A 17992-nucleotide genomic window follows, 5' to 3' on the forward strand; every position below is an offset into this window, starting at 1 on the left:
GCAGAAGCGATACGTCGCGGTCTCGTACGGGGAGGTGGCAGGCAAGTGGTGGAGCAGCTGACGCAGCACGATCCGAGGCGGATCGGGCCGTTCGAGGTGCTTGGCCGGCTCGGGGCCGGCGGCATGGGGCTCGTCTATCTCGCGCGCTCGGCCTCCGGGCGGCGCGTGGCGATCAAGACGGTCCGGACGGAGCTCGCCGAGGACCAGCTGTTCCGCGTCCGCTTCACGCGCGAGGTGGAGGCGGCCCGCGCCGTGTCCGGGTTCTACACCGCGGCCGTGGTCGACGCCGACCCGCGCGCGGCCGTGCCCTGGCTCGCCACCGCCTACGTACCGGCCCCTTCGCTCGAAGAGATAGTGAACGAGTGCGGGCCGCTGCCGGCCCAGGCCGTGCGCTGGCTGGCGGCGGGCGTCGCCGAGGCGCTGCAGTCCATCCACGGCGCGGGCCTGGTCCACCGCGACCTGAAGCCGTCCAACGTGCTCGTCGTCGAGGACGGGCCGCGCGTGATCGACTTCGGCATCGCGTCCGGCGTCTCCAACACCCGCCTGACCATGACGAACGTCGCCGTCGGCACGCCCGCGTACATGTCGCCGGAACAGGCCAAGGACTCCCGCAGCGTCACCGGGGCCAGCGACATCTTCTCGCTCGGCTCGACCCTCGCCTTCGCCGCGACCGGGCACGCCCCGTTCCACGGCGCCAACCCCGTCGAGACCGTCTTCATGCTGCTGCGCGAGGGGCCCGACCTGGAGGGGCTGCCCGAGGAACTGCGGCCGCTGATCGAGACGTGCATGCACATGGAGGCCGCGATGCGGCCCTCGCCCGCCGACCTCCAGGCCCAGCTCGCCCCGCATCTGTTCTCCTCCGGCTCGGACGACTCCGGCACCGCATCGGCCTGGCTGCCCGAGCGTGCCGTCGCCCTGATCGAGAGCCGGCGCGGCGGCCGCCCGCCGGTCAAGCCCGCCGCGTCCGGCTCAGGGCGCAGCGCGGGCAAGAGCGCCGCGCAGGCCCCGCCCGCGCCCATGCCCCCGCCCCCCGCGCCCGTGCCCCCGCCCCCCGCGCCCGCGCCCGTGCCCCCGCCGCCCTCGCGCGCGCCGGCGGCCGCGCCGCCCATGCCGTCGATGGACGCCGGGGCCGTCGCCGCCGACCCCGCGCCGCAGCGCCCGCCCGGCCCCGCGTTCGCGCAGGACGGCTGGGACGCGGCCGCAGGCCCCGGCGCCGCCCGCACCCCCGGCCGGGTCGACTCGGGCCCCGTGCGGCTGCCCGGCGCCCCCGTGCCGATCGGTCCGGGGCCGCGGGTCGCCGACGCCCGCGCCGCCGCGCCGCCCTCGCCCGTCGACGGGCTCGCCGCGTCCTGGGTGCGGGGCGGCCCCGGCGCCGTACCCGAGCAGCAGGACCCGGCCCGTACCGGACACGCCAACGGCACGCCCCGCGCGCCCGAGGTGCCGCCGCAGCATCAGCCGGACGCGCCCTGGCGGCCCTGGCGGTTCCGCATGTCCAACGACGTATGGGGCACCCCGCACGTCGCGGGCGACCGGGTCTACGTCACCTCCTTCGAGGTGCACGCCCTCGATGTGTCCACCGGGCGGCGGCAGTTCAAGACCCGCGACGTCGCCTGGTCGATGGCCGTGTCCGACGGCCGCATCCACGCCTCGGACGGCCCCACCCTGTACGCGCTCGACGCCACCGACGGCACCGACCTGTGGCGCCGCCAGTCCGACGCCTGGGTGTACGCGCTGCGCGCCGACCGCGGCACCGTCGTCACCGCGACCCGCGGCGGCGGCGTGCAGGCCGTCGAGGCCGCCAACGGCGAGAAGCTGTGGGAGATCACCGGCGTCCAGACCGACTTCGAGACCCCCGAGGCCGGACCGGTCATCCACGACGGCACGGTCTTCGTCTGGCAGGACGCCCGCCTCCGCGCCCTGGAGGCCCGCACCGGCGTCGAGCGCTGGTCGTACCCGGTCGGCGACGCCGCGTCCTGCGGCGGGGTGCCGGTGCGGATCACGCCCGCCGAGGACGGGTACGTGTACGTGGCCGCCGGGACCCGGGTCCTTGCCATCGACATCGACGGCGGCCATGTGCCCTGGCGCTTCGAGGCCCCGGCCGTGTTCCTCTCGCCGCCCGCGTTCGCGCCCGGCCCCGCGGTGACCGGCGGCGGCGTGTACCTCGCGGACTACCTCGGCACGGTGTACGCGGTGGACGCCTCCGACGGCCGCGACCGCTGGCGCATCGCCACCGAGGCCCGCTCGTCCGTCGAGCCGGTCCTGGTCACCGGCGGCCACGTCCACGTGGGCAGCGGCAACGGCCTGTACACCCTGGACGCGGTCACGGGCACGCCCAAGTGGCGCTTCCAGGCGGGCGGCGAGGTGGTCGGCTCCCCGGTCGCCGCGGACGGCCGCATCCACTTCGGCTCGGCCGACCACTGCCTCTACACGCTCGACGCGGCCGGCGGCCAGCTCCGCTGGAAGCTCGCCACGGGCGGCGAGATCACCGGCTCCCCGGTCGCGGAGGCGGGCGTCGTGTACGCCTGCAGCAAGGACCGCTGCGTGTACGCGCTCGACGCGGTCAAGGGGACGGGGTCTTCGAGGTAGTAACGGCCGCGCACGCCACATCGACAGCCGTGTAACGGACCTGCTCGCGGTGGACCGTGCGCGCCCCGACGGCCGTATAAAGACTGTGTAAGTGCCACTGTTAAGGTGACGTGCACCCGTCAGGAACGGGTCCTTTCGCGCGCCATCAGTGCGCCGCCCACGCATGCACACACTTCGGGGGAGTAAAAAACATGAAGATGCGTCACGTACGGGCCGTGGCGGTGGCCGCCGCCGTCGTGGTCGCCCTCACGGGAGCCCGGCGCAGCGACGGCGGAGGCTGCGACGACAGCTCCTCGTCCAGCTCCAGCTCGTCCGGCGGCTACAGCTCCGGCGGCTCCAGCGACTACGACGACGATGACGACTACCAGTCGTCCACCGGCGACTACGGCAGCACGCCCTCCGCAGGCCCCACCACCCCGGCCGAGTCGGACATCCGTATCACCGACTGCGTGATCAGCGGCGTGAGCACGACCCAGGCCAAGATCACCTGGAAGTACACCATCACCAACGGCGACGGCAGCGGCTCCGCGGACTACAGCGGCACCTTCGCCTTCAACGACTCCACCGGCGACCGGCTCGGCTCCGCCTTCTTCAGCCACGACGCCGTGGCCGTCGGCACGCCCTACGAGGGCACGGAGGAGACCACCGTCTACGACGACGACGTGTCCACGCTCCAGGGCCGCTGCGAGGTCAGCTCGGTCATCAAGTCGCCCTCGCTGTAAGGTGGTTGGGGCGCAGCGGTTGGGGCGCACGAGAACGGCCTGCTGAGGCCCGACCGAGGTCGGGCCGGGTCGGGCCGGGTCGGGTCGGGTCGCGCCGGGTCGGGCCGGGTCGCGCCGGGCCGGGACGGGACGGGACGGGACTGGCTTCAGCGAATCCGGTAGTCCCCGCCCCGCCGCCCGAACAGGCCCGCCTGCTGCTCCGGCGGCAGGTTGCCGAGTGCGATGAGGTGCGGCGCGTGCGCGAGAGCCTGCGTGCGCGCCGCCTCCTTCGCCGCCCACACCGCCCGTACGGTGCCCTCCACGGCGCCCGGCGGGTACCCGGCGACGGTCCGCGCGCACGCCAGCGCCGCCGCCAACGCCCCGCCGTCCGGAACCACTTCGCTGACCAGGCCGATCGCGTGGGCCCGCGCCGCCGACATCCGCTCGGCCGTCCCGAGCAACGCCATGCGCGCCACCTCGCCGAACGGCATCCGCTGCGCCATCGCGATGGACTCGTACGCGCTGACCATCCCGTACGTCGTATGCGGGTCGAAGAACGTGGCGCGCTCGTCGGCCACCAGGAACTCGGCCTCGCCGAGCAGATAGAACGCCCCGCCGCAGGCCATCCCGTTGACGGCGGCGATCACCGGCTTCCACAGGCCGTTGGCCTTGGGGCCGATCGCGATGAGCGGGTCGTCGATCGAGTACGGCGAGGGCGGCTGCGGGGCTTCGGCGTCGCGGTCGATGCCGGTGCAGAACGCCTTGTCCCCGGCGCCCGTGACGACGACCGCGCGCACCGCGTCGTCGAACCTGAACTCCCTCCACGTGGCGGCGAGTTGGGAGGCGGTGTCGAGGTCGATCGCGTTGTGCCGGGACGGCCGGTCGAGGGTCACGACGGCGACGCCGGCCTTCTCGTCCCGCTCGACCCGCAGTCCGGCGCCGCTCACGGCCGCTCCAGGACCCACTGCGGCAGCACCTGGCCGCCGACCTCGCCGAAGACCACCTGCACCCGCGCCCCGATCTTCAGGCGTGCCGGGTCCACCGAGTTCGGCGCGGCCCCCGCCTCGCTCACCAGGTTCCCGACCAGCCGGATTCGCGGCGCGTCCGCCAACTCGACGACGATCGCGTTGTACGGGGCGAGTTCCGCGTACGCGGGCAGCAGGGGCGGGTGCGGTCGTACGTACGACCAGATCCTGCCCTTGCCGCTCATGCGGCGCCATTCGCTGTCGAAGGACTGGCAGTGGGGGCAGCAGGGGCGTGGGGGGAAGCGGAGCTCTTGGCAGTCGGGCCTTGCGCAGGCCTGTACGCGTAGCTCGCCCTTGGCGGCGTACTCCCAGAAGGGTTTTCCGTCGTCGTCCACGTGGGGTTTCAGTAGGTCGCTGGTCCGGGTCGCGTCTGTCACGTTTCAGTCCTTTGCCGGGTGCCGGTTCGTCGTGGCTGGTCGCGCCCGCGCGGCGCAGCCGCAAATGTCACAGTCCCGCGCCCCTTCGGGGGCGCCCCTGATCAGGCTCTGAGCAGTACCGCCGATGTCGGCACGCCCTCGCCCGCCGTGACCAGGCAGGTACCGGCATCGGGAACCTGAGCCGTGCTCGTGCCGCGCAGCTGCTTCACGCCCTCGTTGATCAGGTTGAAGCCGTGCACGTACGCCTCGCTGAGGCCGCCGCCGCCCGTGTTCAGGGGCAGCCGGCCGCCGATCTCCAGGGCACCGCCCTCGGTGAACGCGCCGCCCTCGCCGCGCCCGCAGAAGCCGTAGCCCTCAAGGGAGAGCGGGATGAGGGGCGTGAACGCGTCGTAGATCTGGGCGACGTCGACGTCCTGCGGGCCGAAGTCGGCGTGCTTCCACAGGTGGCGGGCGGCGGTCCAGGCGGGGCCGGTGAGCGGGTCGTCGTTCCAGTAGTTGACCATGCCGTGATGCTGGGCGGGCAGGCCCTGCGCCGCGGAGTGCACGTACACGGGCCGCTGCCGGCAGTCCCGGGCGCGCTCGGCGGAGACGATCACGCACGCCAGGGCGCCGTCCGTCTCCAGGCAGTTGTCGAAGAGGCAGAGGGGTTCGCTGATCCAGCGCGAGGTCATATACATGTCGCGGGTCAGGGGGCGCTCGTACATCATCGCGGCCGGGTTCTGGTTGGCCCGGTTGCGGCAGGCGAGGGCGACGTTGAAGAGGTGGTCGCGGGTGGCGCCGTACTCGTGCATGTAGCGGCGGGCCAGCATGCCGATCTCGTCGGCGGGGCGGAGCAGGCCGAAGGGGCGGGTCCACTGGGCGGGGGTGGGGAGTTGGACGGCGGTGTTCTTCCAGGGGCGGGGGCCGGAGCCCCGCTTCCTGGACCGCCAGGCCACGCCCACGTTGGCCTGGCCGGTGGCGACGGCCGCGGCGAGGTGCGCGATGGTCGCGCAGGAGCCGCCGCCCCCGAAGCCGACCTTGCTGAAGAAGGTCACGTCCCCGGCGCCGACGGCCTTGGCTATCTCGACCTCGTCGGTCTCCTCCATCGTGTACGAGGCGAGGGCGTCGACCTCGGACGGCGCGATCCCGGCGTCGTCGAGCGCGGCGACGATGGCGCGGGCCGCCAAGGTCTTCTCGGATTCCGGGAGTTGTTTCGCGAAGGGGGTCTGGCCGATCCCGACTATCGCTGTAGCGTCCTTGAGACTCGACGACGCCATCATCACCTCCGTGCGATGCGGTGCCTCACTGTTGCCTCACTCTTGCCTCATGTGCGGCAGCGTCAGTGCTGACAGCGGCGAAGGCTACAGCTAATCTGACGGATAGTCAGCTACTGCGGTGGGAGGCCTTGTGATGCTCGGGGACCTGGAACGGTGCACCGTCCCGGAACTGGTGCGGTCGGCAGCACAGCGGTACGCGGACCGCGAGGCGGTTGTCGAGGGCCGCGCCCGTATCTCGTACGCGGAACTCGGCGCCCGCGTCGAGCACGCCGCCGCGGCCTGCCTGGCGAACGGGGTCGAGCCCGGCGACCGGGTCGCGGTCTGGGCGCCCAACACCCTCGACTGGATCGTCTCGGCCCTCGGCGCCGTCACCGCCGGGGCGGTCCTGGTCCCGCTGAACACCCGCTTCAAGGGCACGGAGGCGGCGTACGTACTGGCCCGCTCCCGCGCGAAGCTGCTGTTCGTGACGGGCACGTTCCTCGGCACGTCGTACGTGGCCTCGCTGCGGCGCGCGACCGCGGAGGGCACCGGGACCGGCCCGCTGCCCGCGCTGCCGCACCTGGAGCAGGTGGTGGTGCTCGCGGACGACGCCCCGGAGGACTTCCGTACGTGGAAGGAGTTCCTGGCGAGCGGGGCGGAAGTGTCTCCGACGGCGGTCGCGGAACGGGGGAGCTCGGTCGACCCGTCCTCCCCCTCGGACATCATCTTCACCTCGGGCACCACGGGCCGCCCCAAGGGCGCGGTGATCACGCACGAGCAGACGCTCCGCTGCTACGACATCTGGGCCGAGCTCGCCGGCCTCCGCGAGGGCGACCGCTACCTCATCGTCAACCCGTTCTTCCACACCTTCGGCTACAAGGCGGGCATCATCGCCTGCCTGACGCGCGGCGCGACGATGGTGCCCCAGCCGGTGTTCAACGTGGACACGGTGCTCGCGAACATCGCGGCGGAGCGCATCTCGGTCCTGCCCGGCCCGCCCACGCTGCACCAGTCCCTCCTGGACCATCCGGCACGCGGCACGCACGACCTCTCGGCCCTGCGCCTGGTCGTCACGGGCGCGGCGGTCGTCCCGCTCCGGCTGGTGGAACGCCTGCGCACGGAACTCCACATCGGCACGGTCCTCACGGCGTACGGCCTCTCCGAGGCCGGCGGCATCGTGACGATGTGCCGCAGGGGCGACCCGGCGGAGGTCATCGCTCAGACCTCGGGCCGCGCGATCCCGGACACGGAGGTACGGGTGGTCTCGCCGGCGGGCGAGGAGCTGCCGCCCGGACGCCCCGGCGAGGTCCTGGTCCGCGGCCACCACGTCATGAGCGGCTACTTCGAGGACCCGCAGGAGACGAAGAAGTCCATCACCCCGGAAGGCTGGCTGCGCACGGGCGACGTGGGTGTCCTCGACGAGTCGGGCAACCTGCGCATCACCGACCGCATCAAGGACATGTTCATCGTCGGCGGCTTCAACGCGTACCCGGCGGAAATAGAGCAACTCCTCGGCCTCCACCCGGACGTGGCCGACGTGGCGGTCATCGGCGTCCCGGACACCCGCCTCGGCGAGGTCGGCAAGGCATACGTGGTCCGCCGCCCGGGCGCGGTGGCGACGGCGGACGACCTGATCGCCTGGTCCCGCCGCGAAATGGCGAACTACAAGGTGCCGCGGGCGGTGGAGTTCGTGGGGGCGCTGCCTCGCAATGCGAGCGGGAAGGTGGTGAAGGGGGAGTTGCGGGGGCGGTCGGCGGGCGCCCTCTAACTCGCGGGGAACCGCCAGCGGGTGGGTGCGCGCATGTCTGTCTCCCAGCCGAGGACACGGCGCGGGCGGACGCGGAAGGCGGGCCCCGCCGCTCCGGAGCTGTCGGACACCCACCCGTCGTCGGACACCGCGCAGTCCCAGTCGTACTTCGGGTTGTACGCGGCCACGAACCGGGCCAGTTCCGTCCGGTCCGCGACCTCCTCCGCCGTGCCCTCGACGATCAGCGGACGGTCGCCGGTGTCCAGGTGGACGGTGATCTCCGGGTTGCGGGGAACGTTCTTCCGGGCGAGCGAGCCGGTGCTGAACCAGAAGCCGTCCGACAGCCACACCCCCCAGACGGGGCGGGTGTGCGGGCTGCCGTCGGGCCGTGTCGTCGCGATCCAGTACGTACGCGCCGCGACCAGCCGCTCGACCGCCCCCGACCAGGGCAGCAGCTCACCGGCGGGCATCTGCACACCGAACAGGACGGGCGGTTCGGCCACGGGGGCAGGCAGAGCATCCACGACTTCACGGTAGGCGCGTGCAGCACGGTGCTGCCACCCGGCCCCTGGGGCGGCCCTCCGGACGAGCGCGCCCATGCCGTCTCATAGCAGGTGGTCCGCCTTGCCGGACTTGATGTCGCGGATCAGGGCGCGGAGCGCTTCGCGGGTGTCGGTGAGGGGGGCGTCTTCCTTGCCTGCGACGGCTATGTAGGCGTTGCCGTCGGTGTCGGTGCCGAGGCGGAAGCAGTTGTTGCCTTCGCCGCAGAAGGGGTCTTCCCAGTGGATGTCAGTCACTTTGCTCTTCCTCAGAGGGTGCGTGCGGTCTTGTGGATGAGGTCTCGGGAGGCGGCGGAGCGGAGTGCGGCCCGTTCTGCCCACTCCAAGTGCGCGCGGTATTTCGCGAGTTGCGCCTCGGCGTGCGTGAACTCGGGTCCGTGCGCCGAGTCCAGCTGCACGGTGTCCAGTCGAGGGGTGGCCCCGTCGGCGTAGAGGAGTGCGTGTCCGGCCCCGGGGAAGCCGTCGGCATCGAGGGGGACGACCCGTACGTCAATGGTGCTGCGCTCCGATTCCGCGCACAGGTGCTGGAGTTGCCTGCGAGTCACCTCGGCACCTCCGAACCGCATGAGCAGGGCGGATTCATGTACGTACGCCACATAGGGCAGCGGCTCCGAGCGGGCGAACACCTGTTGTCGGTCCATGCGGTGCGCCACGCGCAGCTCGACCTCAAGTCTGGTGAGGGCGGGGAGCACGGCGCTGAAGACGGCCCGGGCGTAGTCCTCCGTCTGCAGCAGGCCGGGCGCGTGCATGACCTGGACCGTGCGGACGCGCTGCGCGTGCCACTCCAGCTCGGCGATGTCGAGGAGCCCGGCGGACAGCGTGCCCCGGTGCTTCTCCCACCAGCCGCGCTCCCTTCCTGATGCCATGGCGGCCAGCGCGTCGACGTAATGGTCGTCCGTACAGGCGTAGTTGGCTGCCAGGGTCCGGATACGGTCCGATGAGATGGGGCGGACGCCGGACTCCATGTTGGCGATCCTCGGCCGGTCGATGCCGAGCAGGCCGGCCGCGTGCTCGGTGGTGACTCCGGCCGCCAGACGCATCTTGCGCAGCTCGGCGCCGATCCTCTTCTGGCGCTCCGTCGGCATGGACCTGGTCGCCATGAATCCCCCCTCGGTGTGCGGTGGCGTTCAGTCTGCCCCGAAGGGAGGGGACGGTCCAACTTCTATAGGGGTAAATATCCCCGACTGAATAGACACGATACCCCTCACTCCCTACGGTAAGTAACGCAACGCTCACCCAAGCGGCGAGCGGAAGCGCATCACGCGAGCCTGCCCGGAACTCCAGCCCTGGGAGGGGCGGGCCCGCGTCAGGGAGACAGGCCACCGCCCCGCAGCGACGAACACCCGTACCGCATCAGGGAGTCACCATGTCCAGCCGCGCACCCCTCGCCACCGCATGCCGCACGCCGCACGTCGACGACGCGACCGTCATGACGCCACCCGCCCCCGACGAGCTCGCGTACAGCATGACGCTGCCCGCCGCGCTCACGAGCCCGGCGATCGCCCGGAGGGCCGCCCGCGCGATGCTGTGCGCGCACGGCCTGGACGAGGCCGTCGACGTCACAGTCCAGGCGCTCGGCGAACTGGCCGCCTGCGCCTGCCGGTTCACGCCGGACGCGGAGTTCTACGTATCGCTGCGCCACAGCGGCAACACGATCCGCGTCACCGTGTACGACGGCCACCCGCGCCACACCAGCCCCCGCCTGGCCGCGGCCTGCGACGGGCGGCGGAGGTCGGCGCTTCGGCTGTTGGCCCGCGTCGTGGGGGCCTGCGGCGGCGAGTGGGGCTTCGGGGAGTCGCGGGAACCCGGGGGCGGGACGCGGATGTGGGCGCTGTTGCCCGTGCGTGTCGCAGGTGGATTCAGTACGGCGAATAAGGACGCATGACGGGTGGCGCGCCCCCTTCGTCCTGCGCGGGCGTGGGGGTCGTCTGCGGTGCGGCCGCGACCGGTACCTCGGGCGTGGCATCGCCCTGCGGGCGCGGGAGCGGGGCTGAGACCTGTTCTTGTTCCACCCCGGGTGGGAGGAAGCAGGGCGTTTTCACGGCGAGGGTCATCTCGTCGTACGGGGGCTTCGATGCGCCTACGGAAACGAAGTAGTTGGCGTTCCCTCCCTTCGCGTAGAGCAGGACGTGCCGCCAGTCGCCCTCGCGGTAGTCGCTGACTTTGTAGCCCTCCGCCTCCAGCCTCTTCCTGAGCCTCTTCAGCGCTGAGTTGTACTCCGCGCGCGGCTGCGGGACCGCTACCGAATAGCCGAGGTCGAACCGTCCGTCGTTGGCTTCCTCGCCCTGCCTGCCCCGGCATTCGTGGAAGTTCTTGTCCACGGTCTCGGTGTCGACCTCGGAACCGATCTCGTCGGCCAGCAGATCGATCAGTGCCCTGACCTCATGTTCGGCCTTCGACTTGCTCTTCACGGGGAGTGGGTCGTTCTTCCCGTTGTCGGTCATGCACCCTGCGGTGGCGAGCAGGGCGAAGAGAGCCAGCAGCGGCAGGGCGATGCGGCGTCGTTTCAGATCCACGGTTCAGCGTGCCCCCGGACCAGGTGAGCCAGGAGCGCCTGGGTATTGCGGCGGATGCGGCGGCACGTAGTAATCCCCCTCCGAGGGCGGAATGCCCGCGATGATGTTGCCCTGATTGGCCAGGCTCTGGCTGTCCTCGTCCCATTAGCCGCTGTGGCCCTCGGTGTCGACGTCGATGACCCGGCCGCCGAACTCCTCCTCTGCCGGATTCGCGCGCGGCAAGAGTACCGGGGCGTTCACAGGCGCTCGAACGGGGTGCCCGAAGAGTCGACGAAGTCAGGGCAGCTACCCCAAGCGCGTACCGGCGGTACGAGTTCGGCTGTGCGGCGCCCGTGCCGTCTCATAGCAGATGGTCGGCCTTGCCGGTCTTGATGTCGCGGATCAGGGCGCGGAGCGCTTCGCGGGTGTCGGTGAGGGGGGCGTCTTCCTTGCCTGCGACGGCTATGTAGGCGTTGCCGTCGGTGTCGGTGCCGAGGCGGAAGCAGTTGGCTCCTTCGCCGCAGAAGGGGTCTTCCCAGTCGATTGCGGGCACGGGCGTGGTCTCCTAGAGGTCTCTGGCGAGGGCCTGGACGAAGTCGCGTGAGGCGGTGGGGCTGAGAGCGACCCGCTCCATGGCGTCCAATTGGGCACGGTACTTCTGCAACTGCATCTCGGCGTCGATGAATTCCGCACCGTGTACGTAATACTGCCGCGAGCCCTTTCCCGCCGCCCGTGTCGAGACACAGCACCGAGGACGACGCACATGCGACCTTCCAGATCCCCGATACCCCGCGCTTTCCGGGCGCTTGGCCCGGCTCCGGTGTGGATCGCCGTGAGCGGTGTCGGGGTGGCTGCGGCTATCGCGTACGTCTCGCTGTCCGGCGGCCCTGAGCCGGCGCCGAACGGGGCGAGTGCGGCGTGCGGGGAAGTGGTGGACAGGTCCCCCGGGGAAATCCTGGGAAGTGAACGCACCTCGGCGGGGAGTGAAGGGACTGTGCAGTGGGGGGACGGCCTCATCACGCTGCGGTGCGGAGTGAAGGAACCTGAGCCCACGGTCAACCTGTGTGTTCATGTCGAAGAGGTTGACTGGGTCCTGGACGAAGGGCGGCTCAATCGTGACGGCGTGAGCAGGATGACGACGTACGGAAGGGCGCCCGCCGTGGAGGTGACCTTCTCCGGCCCGAAGGAAGAAGCAGTGGGTGCCGTCGCCGAGTTGAGCGGAGCCGTCTCGTGGATCGAGCAGGGCGCGAAGTGTGTGGGCGCAGGTGACGTCTCGTAATTGCCCGAGAGCGATGTGCTGGTAGGTCAAAATGCGGAAGCCGACCCGTTGTCGGTCGTCTCACGCCAGGACTCGGCTGAATCCGTCTGGACACACCTCGGCCGCGACGGCTCCCCTCCGCGCCGTCGCGGCCGATTCCCCGTGCGGGGCCGGCAGTTACGCGGGCTCGCTGCCGGCGTGGCTGTCCTGCGTGGTGATGCCGCCGGCGGGCTCGCTGCCCGCGTGGCTGTCCTGGGTGGTGATCTCGTCCACGGGCTCGCTGCCCGCGTGACTGTCCAGAGGCTTGACGGTGGTGTTCTTCTTTTCCTCGCTCATGATGAACTCCCCTGTTGGAGCGGCTGTGTTGGTGGCAAAGACCCGCCCGGCAGCTCCCCCGAGGGCCGCCGGACGGGCTCATTGGAGTCGTACACCCTAACGGGGCGACTCCGGGCCAAGCCGTCTGCCCCCCGAGGCGACGGTTCGACGGAACAGACGATGCCGTACGGCGATAAACGAATGATGAACGCGGCGGCCGGGGTGCTCGGTCAGGCCGCGACCGGGACGAGCAGACGGCGGACCTGCTCCGCCTCCGGCGCGTCCGTCTGCTCGTAGATCGCGAGGGCCTCCGTCCAGCAGGCCTTGGCGCGGTCGGCCTGGCCGAGGGCGGACAGGGCGCAGCCCAGCACCGTCAGGACGTTGCCCTGCGCCCAGTCGCCACCGATGCACCCGAGGGCCAGGCCCTGTTCGGCGTGCTGGGCGGCCTGAGCGGGGCGGTTTGCGGAGAGGTGGGCCTCCGCGATGCGGAAGTGGGTGGTGCCCTCCCACAGGCGCTGCCGGTTCTCGGTGAAAATGCCCAGTGCGTCCGAGAGGTGGCCCAGGGCCTCCGGCTGCCGGCCTGCCTTGGTCAGGGCGATCCCGAGGGCGAGGAGCCCGTTCGCGAGGCGGACCGTCAGGCCCAGCTTGTCGTAGATGCCGATGCCCTGCCGGGCCAGGTCGATGGCCTGGGTGGTGCGGCCCATGGCGACGAGGATGCGGGACAGGTTGCACAGGGCGCTGGCCTCGCCCGGCTCGTTGCCGTCCGCGCGGAAGGCGCGGATGGCCTCCTGAAGGTGGGCTTCGCCCTCGGTGTGCTGCTTGCGGTAGATCGCGATGATGCCGCGCTCGTTGGGCGCGTTCCCGCTGGTCCAAGGGTCCTGCGCGACCCGGCCCAGCTCCGTGGCCCGCTCCGCCTCGGCGTCCGCGTCGTCGAAGCGGCCGGCCCGGCTGTGGACCTGGGTGAGCGTGGTGCGCGCTCGGCCCTCCGAGTGCAGGTCCTGGGCGGCGCCGGCGGCGTCGCACGCGGCGATCGTGGCGATCTCGTACCGCCGGGAGCTGACGCCCGACTCGGCGAGGTCCTTGGCCGCCATGAGCAGATCGACGCCCCGGCGCAGCGAGCCGACGGTCAGGGATTGCTGTACGCAGGCGAGGATGCAGTGGGCTTCGTTGTGCAGCCAGTCCACGGCCTGGGAGTTGTCCCCGAACGTCAGCCCCGGGTACGTGGTGCGCTCCAGGTGGTCGACCGTGCGGTCGCCCGGCCGCTCCAGCGCGTACACCTGTGTGGCCGTCGACAGATAGAAATCCAGCGCCCGGGAAAGCGCCGACTCCCGCTCATCGGGCGGCAACTCGTCCCGCTCCGCACAAGCACGCGCGTAGAGCCGAACCAGGTCGTGGTAGCGGTAGCGGCCCGGGGCGGCGGATTCCACGAGGGACGTGTCGACCAGCGCCTCCAGGAGGTCCTCCGTGTCCTCGGCCGGCAGGTCGAGCATCGCAGCCGCCGCGGCGAGCGAAAGGTCCGGGCCGTCCGCCAGGCCGAGGAGGCGGAACGCGCGGGCCTGGGCCGGCTCCAGCTGGCCGTAGCCCAGCTCGAAGGTCGCCTTGACCGCGAGGTCGCCGGCCTGCAGCTCGTCCAGGCGGCGGCGTTCGTCGGCGAGCTTCGCGGCGAGCGTGGAGACCGTCCACGTACGACGGGAGGCCAGGCGGGAGGCGGCGATGCGGATGGCGAGGGGGAGGAAACCGCAGGCCGCGACCACGTCGAGGGCCGCCTCGCGCTCGGACGCGACCCGCTCCTCGCCCACGATCCGGGTGAACAGCTGGAGGGCTTCCTCCGGGGACATCACGTCCAGGTCGACCAGATGCGCGCCCGCCAGGTCGACCATCCGCACCCGCGAGGTGATGAGCGCCGCGCAGCCCTCCGTACCGGGAAGGAGGGGCCGGATCTGGGCCGCGTCGCGGGCGTTGTCCAGGAGCACCAGGACCCGGCGGCCGTCGAGGAGTGAGCGGTACAGCGCCGCGCGCTCCTCAAGGGTGTCCGGGATCGCCGAGTCCGCCGTGCCGAGCGCGCGCAGGAACGCGCCGAGCACCGTCTCCGGCTCGGCGGCGCGCGCGCCCGCGCCCTGCAGGTCGACGTAGAGCTGGCCGTCCGGGAAGCGGACGCGGGCCGCGTGCGCGACATGCACGGCGAGCGTGGTCTTGCCGACGCCGCCGATGCCCGCGAGCGCGGAGACCGCCATGACGCGGCCCTCGGCGGAGGCGAGTACGGCGCCGAGCTCCTCGACGAAGGCGTCCCGCCCGGTGAAGTCGGGCACGGTCGCCGGGAGCTGGGCGGGGCGTACCGGCGCGGAGGCCGTCTCCGCGGGCGCGGCGGACGGCTCGGCGAGGCCCGGGTCGGCCTGCAGGATCCGCTGCTGCAGCTCGGACAGGCCGGCGCGCGGGTCGACGCCCAGCTCGTCGGCGAGGAGGCGGCGCGTGTCCGCGTACACGGCGAGGGCCTCGGCCTGGCGGCCCGAGCGGTAGAGGGCGAGCATCAGGAGTTCGCGCAGGCGCTCGCGCAGCGGGTGCGCGGCGGTCAGGGCGGTCAGCTCGGAGACGGCCTCGGCGTGGCAGCCCTGCTCCAGGTCCATGTCGAGCCGGGTCTCGACGAGTTGGAGGCGCCACTCCTCCAGGCGGACCCGCTGGGTGTCGGCGTACGGGCCGGGGATGTTGGCCAGTGGCTCGCCGTCCCACAGGCTGAGCGCCTTCTTGATCAGGGAGCGGGCCTGGCACAGGTCGCCCGCGCCGCGCGCCTTCTCGGCGTCGGCCCACAGCTCTTCGGCGAGCGCCAGGTCCAGGCCCTCGGCGGCGACCGGGAGCCGGATCGCGTACCCGCCGGACTCGCTGGCCAGGACGCCGGGGGCGAGGGACTTGCGCAGCCGTGATGCGTACGTACGGACGGCGGCGAGGGCCTGCGAGGGGGGTTCGTCGCCCCAGATCGCGTCGATGAGTTCGGCTGCGGTGGCGGTGCGTCCTTCGCGCAGCAGCAGGGCCACGAGCAGGGCGCGCTGTTGCGGAGATCCGGTGTTCAGGGGCTCGCTGCCGCGCCAGGCGCGGACCGGTCCGAGCACGCTGAAGCGCAACGGCTGTGACTCCGGGCGCCGCTGCCCGGGTACGCGCGGTACACCGTCCATCGTTGTCCCACCCGGTACGAGTACTGGAATTTGCCCCCGCCAGTCTGCCTTGTCCAGGGCCGTTGCGTCAGCCGCCCGGGACAGCTCTCACAGGGTCCACGCATGGTTCCCGGTCCGTTCCACTAGCTGACGGTTCGTCAGATCGGCGCTACCGTGGCGTACATGGAGACCATGGAGAGCGCGGAGACCTTCCCGAAGATCATCTCGGTCGACGACCACACGGTGGAGCCGCCGAACGTCTGGCGGGACCGGCTCCCGGCCAAATACCAGGACACCGGCCCGCGCGTCGTGCGCGCGCCCCTGAAGGAAATGACGTTCATGGGCGGCAAGTTCGCGCCGGTCATGGGCGCGAAGGGCGACGACGGGCCGATAGGCGACTGGTGGGTTTACGAGGACCTGCACCGCCCCCTCACCCGCCTCGACACCGCCGTCGGCTACGACCGGGACGAGATCAAACTCGAAGTCATCACGTACGAGCAGATGCGCCCGGGCTCGTACGACGTGCCGGCCCGGCTGGCCGACATGGACGTGAACCACGTCCAGTCGGCCGTCTGCTTCCCCACCTTCCCGCGCTTCTGCGGGCAGACCTTCACCGAGGCGAAGGACCGCGAACTCGGGCTGCTCGGGGTGCGCGCGTACAACGACTGGATGGTGGAGGAGTGGTGCGGCCCGCAGGCGCGGGGCCGCCTGATCCCGCTCACCCTGATCCCCCTCTGGGACGCGCAGCTCGCGGCGGAGGAGGTGTACAGGAATGCCGCGCGCGGCGTACGGGCGGTGGCCTTCTCGGAGATCCCCCCGCACCTGGGCCTGCCGTCCATCCACACCGACGCGTGGGACCCGTTCCTGCGGGCCTGCGACGAGACCGGCACGGTCGTCGCCATGCACATCGGCTCGTCCTCGAAGATGCCCTCGACCTCGGCGGACGCCCCGCCCGCCGTCGGCTCCACGATCACCTTCGCCAACTGCTGCTTCTCGATGGTGGACTGGCTGATGTCGGGCAAGTTCGAGCGCTTCCCCAACCTGAGGGTCATGTACGCGGAGGGTCAGATCGGCTGGATCCCGTACATCCTGGAGCGCGCGGACGTCGTCTGGGAGGAGAACCGCGCCTGGGGCGGCGTCGCCGACAAGGTCACCCGCCCGCCGTCGGAGCTCTTCGCGGACCATGTCTACGGCTGCTTCTTCGACGACGCGTTCGGGCTGCGGAACCTGGACGCGGTGGGTGTCGGCAACGTCCTGTACGAGACGGACTACCCGCACTCCGATTCGACGTGGCCGAAGTCGAAGGAGGTGGGGGAGTCCCAGATGGGGCACCTGGCGCCGGATGTGGTGGAGCGGCTGGTGCGGGGCAACGCGATGTCGCTGCTGGGGCTCACGGGGGACGGGCTGTGGGGGCCTTCGGCTCCCGCCCCGTCCTCCTCCGCCTCCTCCTCCGCCTCCCCCTCCCCCTCCCCCTCCCCCTCCCCCTCCTCCCCCTCCCCTTCCGCTTCTCGGTAGGGGTACCCCACCGGGGTGGGGCCACGGGCGGGGCGGCTGGGTCCCGCCCGTGGCGCTTGATCAGCTCTCGGTGTCGTGGAAGAGGTCGTCGACGACGGTGGCGGTGAGGGTGCGGTCCAGCCAGTCGCCCAGGACGTCCAGGTCGTGGCAGTTGGTGATGCGGTCGCGGGCTTCGGGGGTGACGTCGATGGACCGCCGGTCGAGGATGCGGAGGATGTCCTCTGCGCGGCCCTCCGTGTGGCCTTCCGCGCGCAGCCGCTGCGACGTCTTGGAGCGGAAGAACGACGTGGGAACGGTCATCAGGTGCCTCCAGGTTTCGGCGCCTTGGCTGTCGCCCAGGCCGAGTTCGGTGAGTTCGGCGAAGAGCTGTGCGTTCTCTTCGTCTTCGAGCCCTGGGACTCGACGGCGAGCAGATAGCTGCCCTCGTCGCGCGTCCGCATGTGCAGCAGTGTGTCCAGCCGTCGCTCCAGCGGCCTGGTCTCCGTGAGGTCGGTGGGCATCAGGGACACCTCGACGGGGTCCGGGAACGGCAGGCCCAGGGCGCGGAAGGTCCGGGAGAACACATCGGGGGTTTCCTGGAAGATCCGGTGCAGTGCTTCGTGGGGTGAGCTGACCATGCCGGGGACGTTAGGCGGGTAGACGCATGACCCTCTGGCATATGCCTAATCGGTCACTCGATCGAGTGTGAGTGCAGGGGCGGTTGACCGGGGTCCTGACGGGCCCGGATGGCCCGCCTTGCGTTGCTGCCTGAGGGGTCACAGGTAGTGCTCCCAGGTGTGACCGCCCCGGTGCTTCTCGAAGAGCCAGCAGGCGTCGCTCCCCGACGGGGTGGTGGACGGGCAGTAGGGGAGCACGTCCAGACGAGGTGGATGGCCGTCCTCCCACCGGGCCCAGGCGGCGCCCTCGCCACCGCCGGTGTCCAAGTCCCGGACCATCGCCATGTGTTCGCCGTACGGGTGGTGGTCCAGGTCGCAGACGGCGGTGCCGGGGACGGGTTCGTCGTCCACTGCCGGGTAGGCCATGGCCTGATCT

General features: G+C 71.5%; 18 protein-coding genes and 1 pseudogene. 6 read left to right on the forward strand and 13 right to left on the reverse strand.

The window, feature by feature from the left end:
* The first annotated feature begins 45 nt into the window (after positions 1 to 45).
* Both QIS99_RS09785 and QIS99_RS09790 read left to right on the forward strand, forming a co-directional pair.
* Positions 46 to 2586 (forward strand): outer membrane protein assembly factor BamB family protein, encoded by a 2541-nt coding sequence (locus QIS99_RS09785; protein WP_282512456.1) that lies wholly within the window; start codon positions 46 to 48, stop codon positions 2584 to 2586.
* A gap of 191 nt (positions 2587 to 2777) precedes the next feature.
* Positions 2778 to 3308, forward strand: a complete 531-nt coding sequence (locus QIS99_RS09790) for a hypothetical protein (protein ID WP_282512457.1) — start codon at positions 2778 to 2780, stop codon at positions 3306 to 3308.
* A 146-nt stretch (positions 3309 to 3454) separates the two neighbouring features.
* Here the strand turns inward: QIS99_RS09790 and QIS99_RS09795 are convergent, their stop codons facing one another.
* The 3 genes from QIS99_RS09795 to QIS99_RS09805 form a co-directional block, all read right to left on the reverse strand.
* The gene (locus QIS99_RS09795) at positions 3455 to 4234 is read right to left on the reverse strand and encodes an enoyl-CoA hydratase/isomerase family protein (RefSeq protein ID WP_282512459.1); all 780 of its coding nucleotides are present in this window, start codon (positions 4232 to 4234) and stop codon (positions 3455 to 3457) included.
* Positions 4231 to 4689, reverse strand: coding sequence for a Zn-ribbon domain-containing OB-fold protein (locus tag QIS99_RS09800; RefSeq protein ID WP_282512461.1), 459 nt, complete (start codon positions 4687 to 4689; stop codon positions 4231 to 4233). The genes QIS99_RS09795 and QIS99_RS09800 overlap by 4 nt, the downstream gene beginning before the upstream one ends.
* Positions 4690 to 4790: 101 nt before the next feature.
* Positions 4791 to 5945 (reverse strand): lipid-transfer protein, encoded by a 1155-nt coding sequence (locus QIS99_RS09805; protein ID WP_282512463.1) that lies wholly within the window; start codon positions 5943 to 5945, stop codon positions 4791 to 4793.
* A 133-nt stretch (positions 5946 to 6078) separates the two neighbouring features.
* Here QIS99_RS09805 and QIS99_RS09810 point away from each other — a divergent pair, with 133 nt between their 5' ends.
* Positions 6079 to 7692 carry a FadD3 family acyl-CoA ligase gene (locus QIS99_RS09810; RefSeq protein WP_282512465.1) on the forward strand — a complete coding sequence of 538 codons (1614 nt, stop codon included), beginning with the start codon at positions 6079 to 6081 and terminating at the stop codon, positions 7690 to 7692.
* Here QIS99_RS09810 and QIS99_RS09815 read toward each other — a convergent pair.
* From QIS99_RS09815 to QIS99_RS09825, 3 genes are all read right to left on the reverse strand, one after another.
* Positions 7689 to 8195 carry a pyridoxamine 5'-phosphate oxidase family protein gene (locus QIS99_RS09815; RefSeq protein ID WP_282512467.1) on the reverse strand — a complete coding sequence of 169 codons (507 nt, stop codon included), beginning with the start codon at positions 8193 to 8195 and terminating at the stop codon, positions 7689 to 7691. The genes QIS99_RS09810 and QIS99_RS09815 overlap by 4 nt on opposite strands.
* Before the next feature lie 81 nt (positions 8196 to 8276).
* Entirely contained in the window at positions 8277 to 8468 is a 192-nt protein-coding gene (locus tag QIS99_RS09820) for a hypothetical protein (RefSeq protein WP_282512469.1), read from the reverse strand.
* Positions 8469 to 8479: 11 nt separating this feature from the next.
* On the reverse strand, positions 8480 to 9331 hold the full coding sequence (locus QIS99_RS09825; protein ID WP_282512471.1) for a helix-turn-helix domain-containing protein: 852 nt from the start codon (positions 9329 to 9331) through the stop codon (positions 8480 to 8482).
* Positions 9332 to 9597: 266 nt separating this feature from the next.
* On the opposite strand from QIS99_RS09825, the gene QIS99_RS09830 reads away from it, so the two are divergent.
* Complete coding sequence (locus tag QIS99_RS09830; protein WP_349017287.1) at positions 9598 to 10116, forward strand: ATP-binding protein; 519 nt, start codon at positions 9598 to 9600, stop codon at positions 10114 to 10116.
* Here QIS99_RS09830 and QIS99_RS09835 read toward each other — a convergent pair.
* Positions 10091 to 10747, reverse strand: coding sequence for a hypothetical protein (locus QIS99_RS09835; protein WP_282512473.1), 657 nt, complete (start codon positions 10745 to 10747; stop codon positions 10091 to 10093). The genes QIS99_RS09830 and QIS99_RS09835 overlap by 26 nt on opposite strands.
* 340 nt (positions 10748 to 11087) lie before the next feature.
* Positions 11088 to 11279, reverse strand: a complete 192-nt coding sequence (locus QIS99_RS09840; protein ID WP_282512475.1) for a hypothetical protein — start codon at positions 11277 to 11279, stop codon at positions 11088 to 11090.
* A gap of 210 nt (positions 11280 to 11489) precedes the next feature.
* Between QIS99_RS09840 and QIS99_RS09845 the strand changes: the two genes are divergently transcribed.
* Positions 11490 to 12005, forward strand: coding sequence for a DUF3515 family protein (locus QIS99_RS09845; protein ID WP_282512477.1), 516 nt, complete (start codon positions 11490 to 11492; stop codon positions 12003 to 12005).
* Between the two features lie 156 nt (positions 12006 to 12161).
* On the opposite strand, the gene QIS99_RS09850 is transcribed toward QIS99_RS09845, so the two are convergent.
* Together QIS99_RS09850 and QIS99_RS09855 are read right to left on the reverse strand one after the other, a co-directional pair.
* Positions 12162 to 12320, reverse strand: a complete 159-nt coding sequence (locus QIS99_RS09850) for a hypothetical protein (protein ID WP_282512479.1) — start codon at positions 12318 to 12320, stop codon at positions 12162 to 12164.
* Positions 12321 to 12529: 209 nt separating this feature from the next.
* Positions 12530 to 15466: an AfsR/SARP family transcriptional regulator gene (locus QIS99_RS09855; RefSeq protein ID WP_282512481.1), complete on the reverse strand. Its 2937-nt coding sequence runs from the start codon at positions 15464 to 15466 to the stop codon at positions 12530 to 12532.
* Between the two features lie 171 nt (positions 15467 to 15637).
* On the opposite strand from QIS99_RS09855, the pseudogene QIS99_RS09860 reads away from it, so the two are divergent.
* Positions 15638 to 16855, forward strand: a pseudogene (locus QIS99_RS09860) (amidohydrolase family protein); the annotation flags it as partial.
* Between the two features lie 165 nt (positions 16856 to 17020).
* Here the strand turns inward: QIS99_RS09860 and QIS99_RS32165 are convergent.
* The 3 genes from QIS99_RS32165 to QIS99_RS09870 all read right to left on the reverse strand — a co-directional run bounded on the left by QIS99_RS32165 (position 17021) and on the right by QIS99_RS09870 (position 17982).
* Positions 17021 to 17260, reverse strand: coding sequence for a hypothetical protein (locus tag QIS99_RS32165; protein ID WP_349017288.1), 240 nt, complete (start codon positions 17258 to 17260; stop codon positions 17021 to 17023).
* A complete protein-coding gene (locus QIS99_RS32170) occupies positions 17260 to 17577 on the reverse strand; it encodes a hypothetical protein (protein ID WP_349017289.1) in 318 nt (105 codons plus the stop codon). The genes QIS99_RS32165 and QIS99_RS32170 overlap by 1 nt, the downstream gene beginning before the upstream one ends.
* Positions 17578 to 17715: 138 nt before the next feature.
* Positions 17716 to 17982 (reverse strand): hypothetical protein, encoded by a 267-nt coding sequence (locus QIS99_RS09870; RefSeq protein ID WP_282512483.1) that lies wholly within the window; start codon positions 17980 to 17982, stop codon positions 17716 to 17718.
* Between the last annotated feature and the right edge of the window lie 10 nt (positions 17983 to 17992).

This window comes from Streptomyces solicavernae, assembly GCF_029968095.1.
Taxonomy (GTDB): Bacteria; Actinomycetota; Actinomycetes; order Streptomycetales; family Streptomycetaceae; genus Streptomyces; species Streptomyces solicavernae.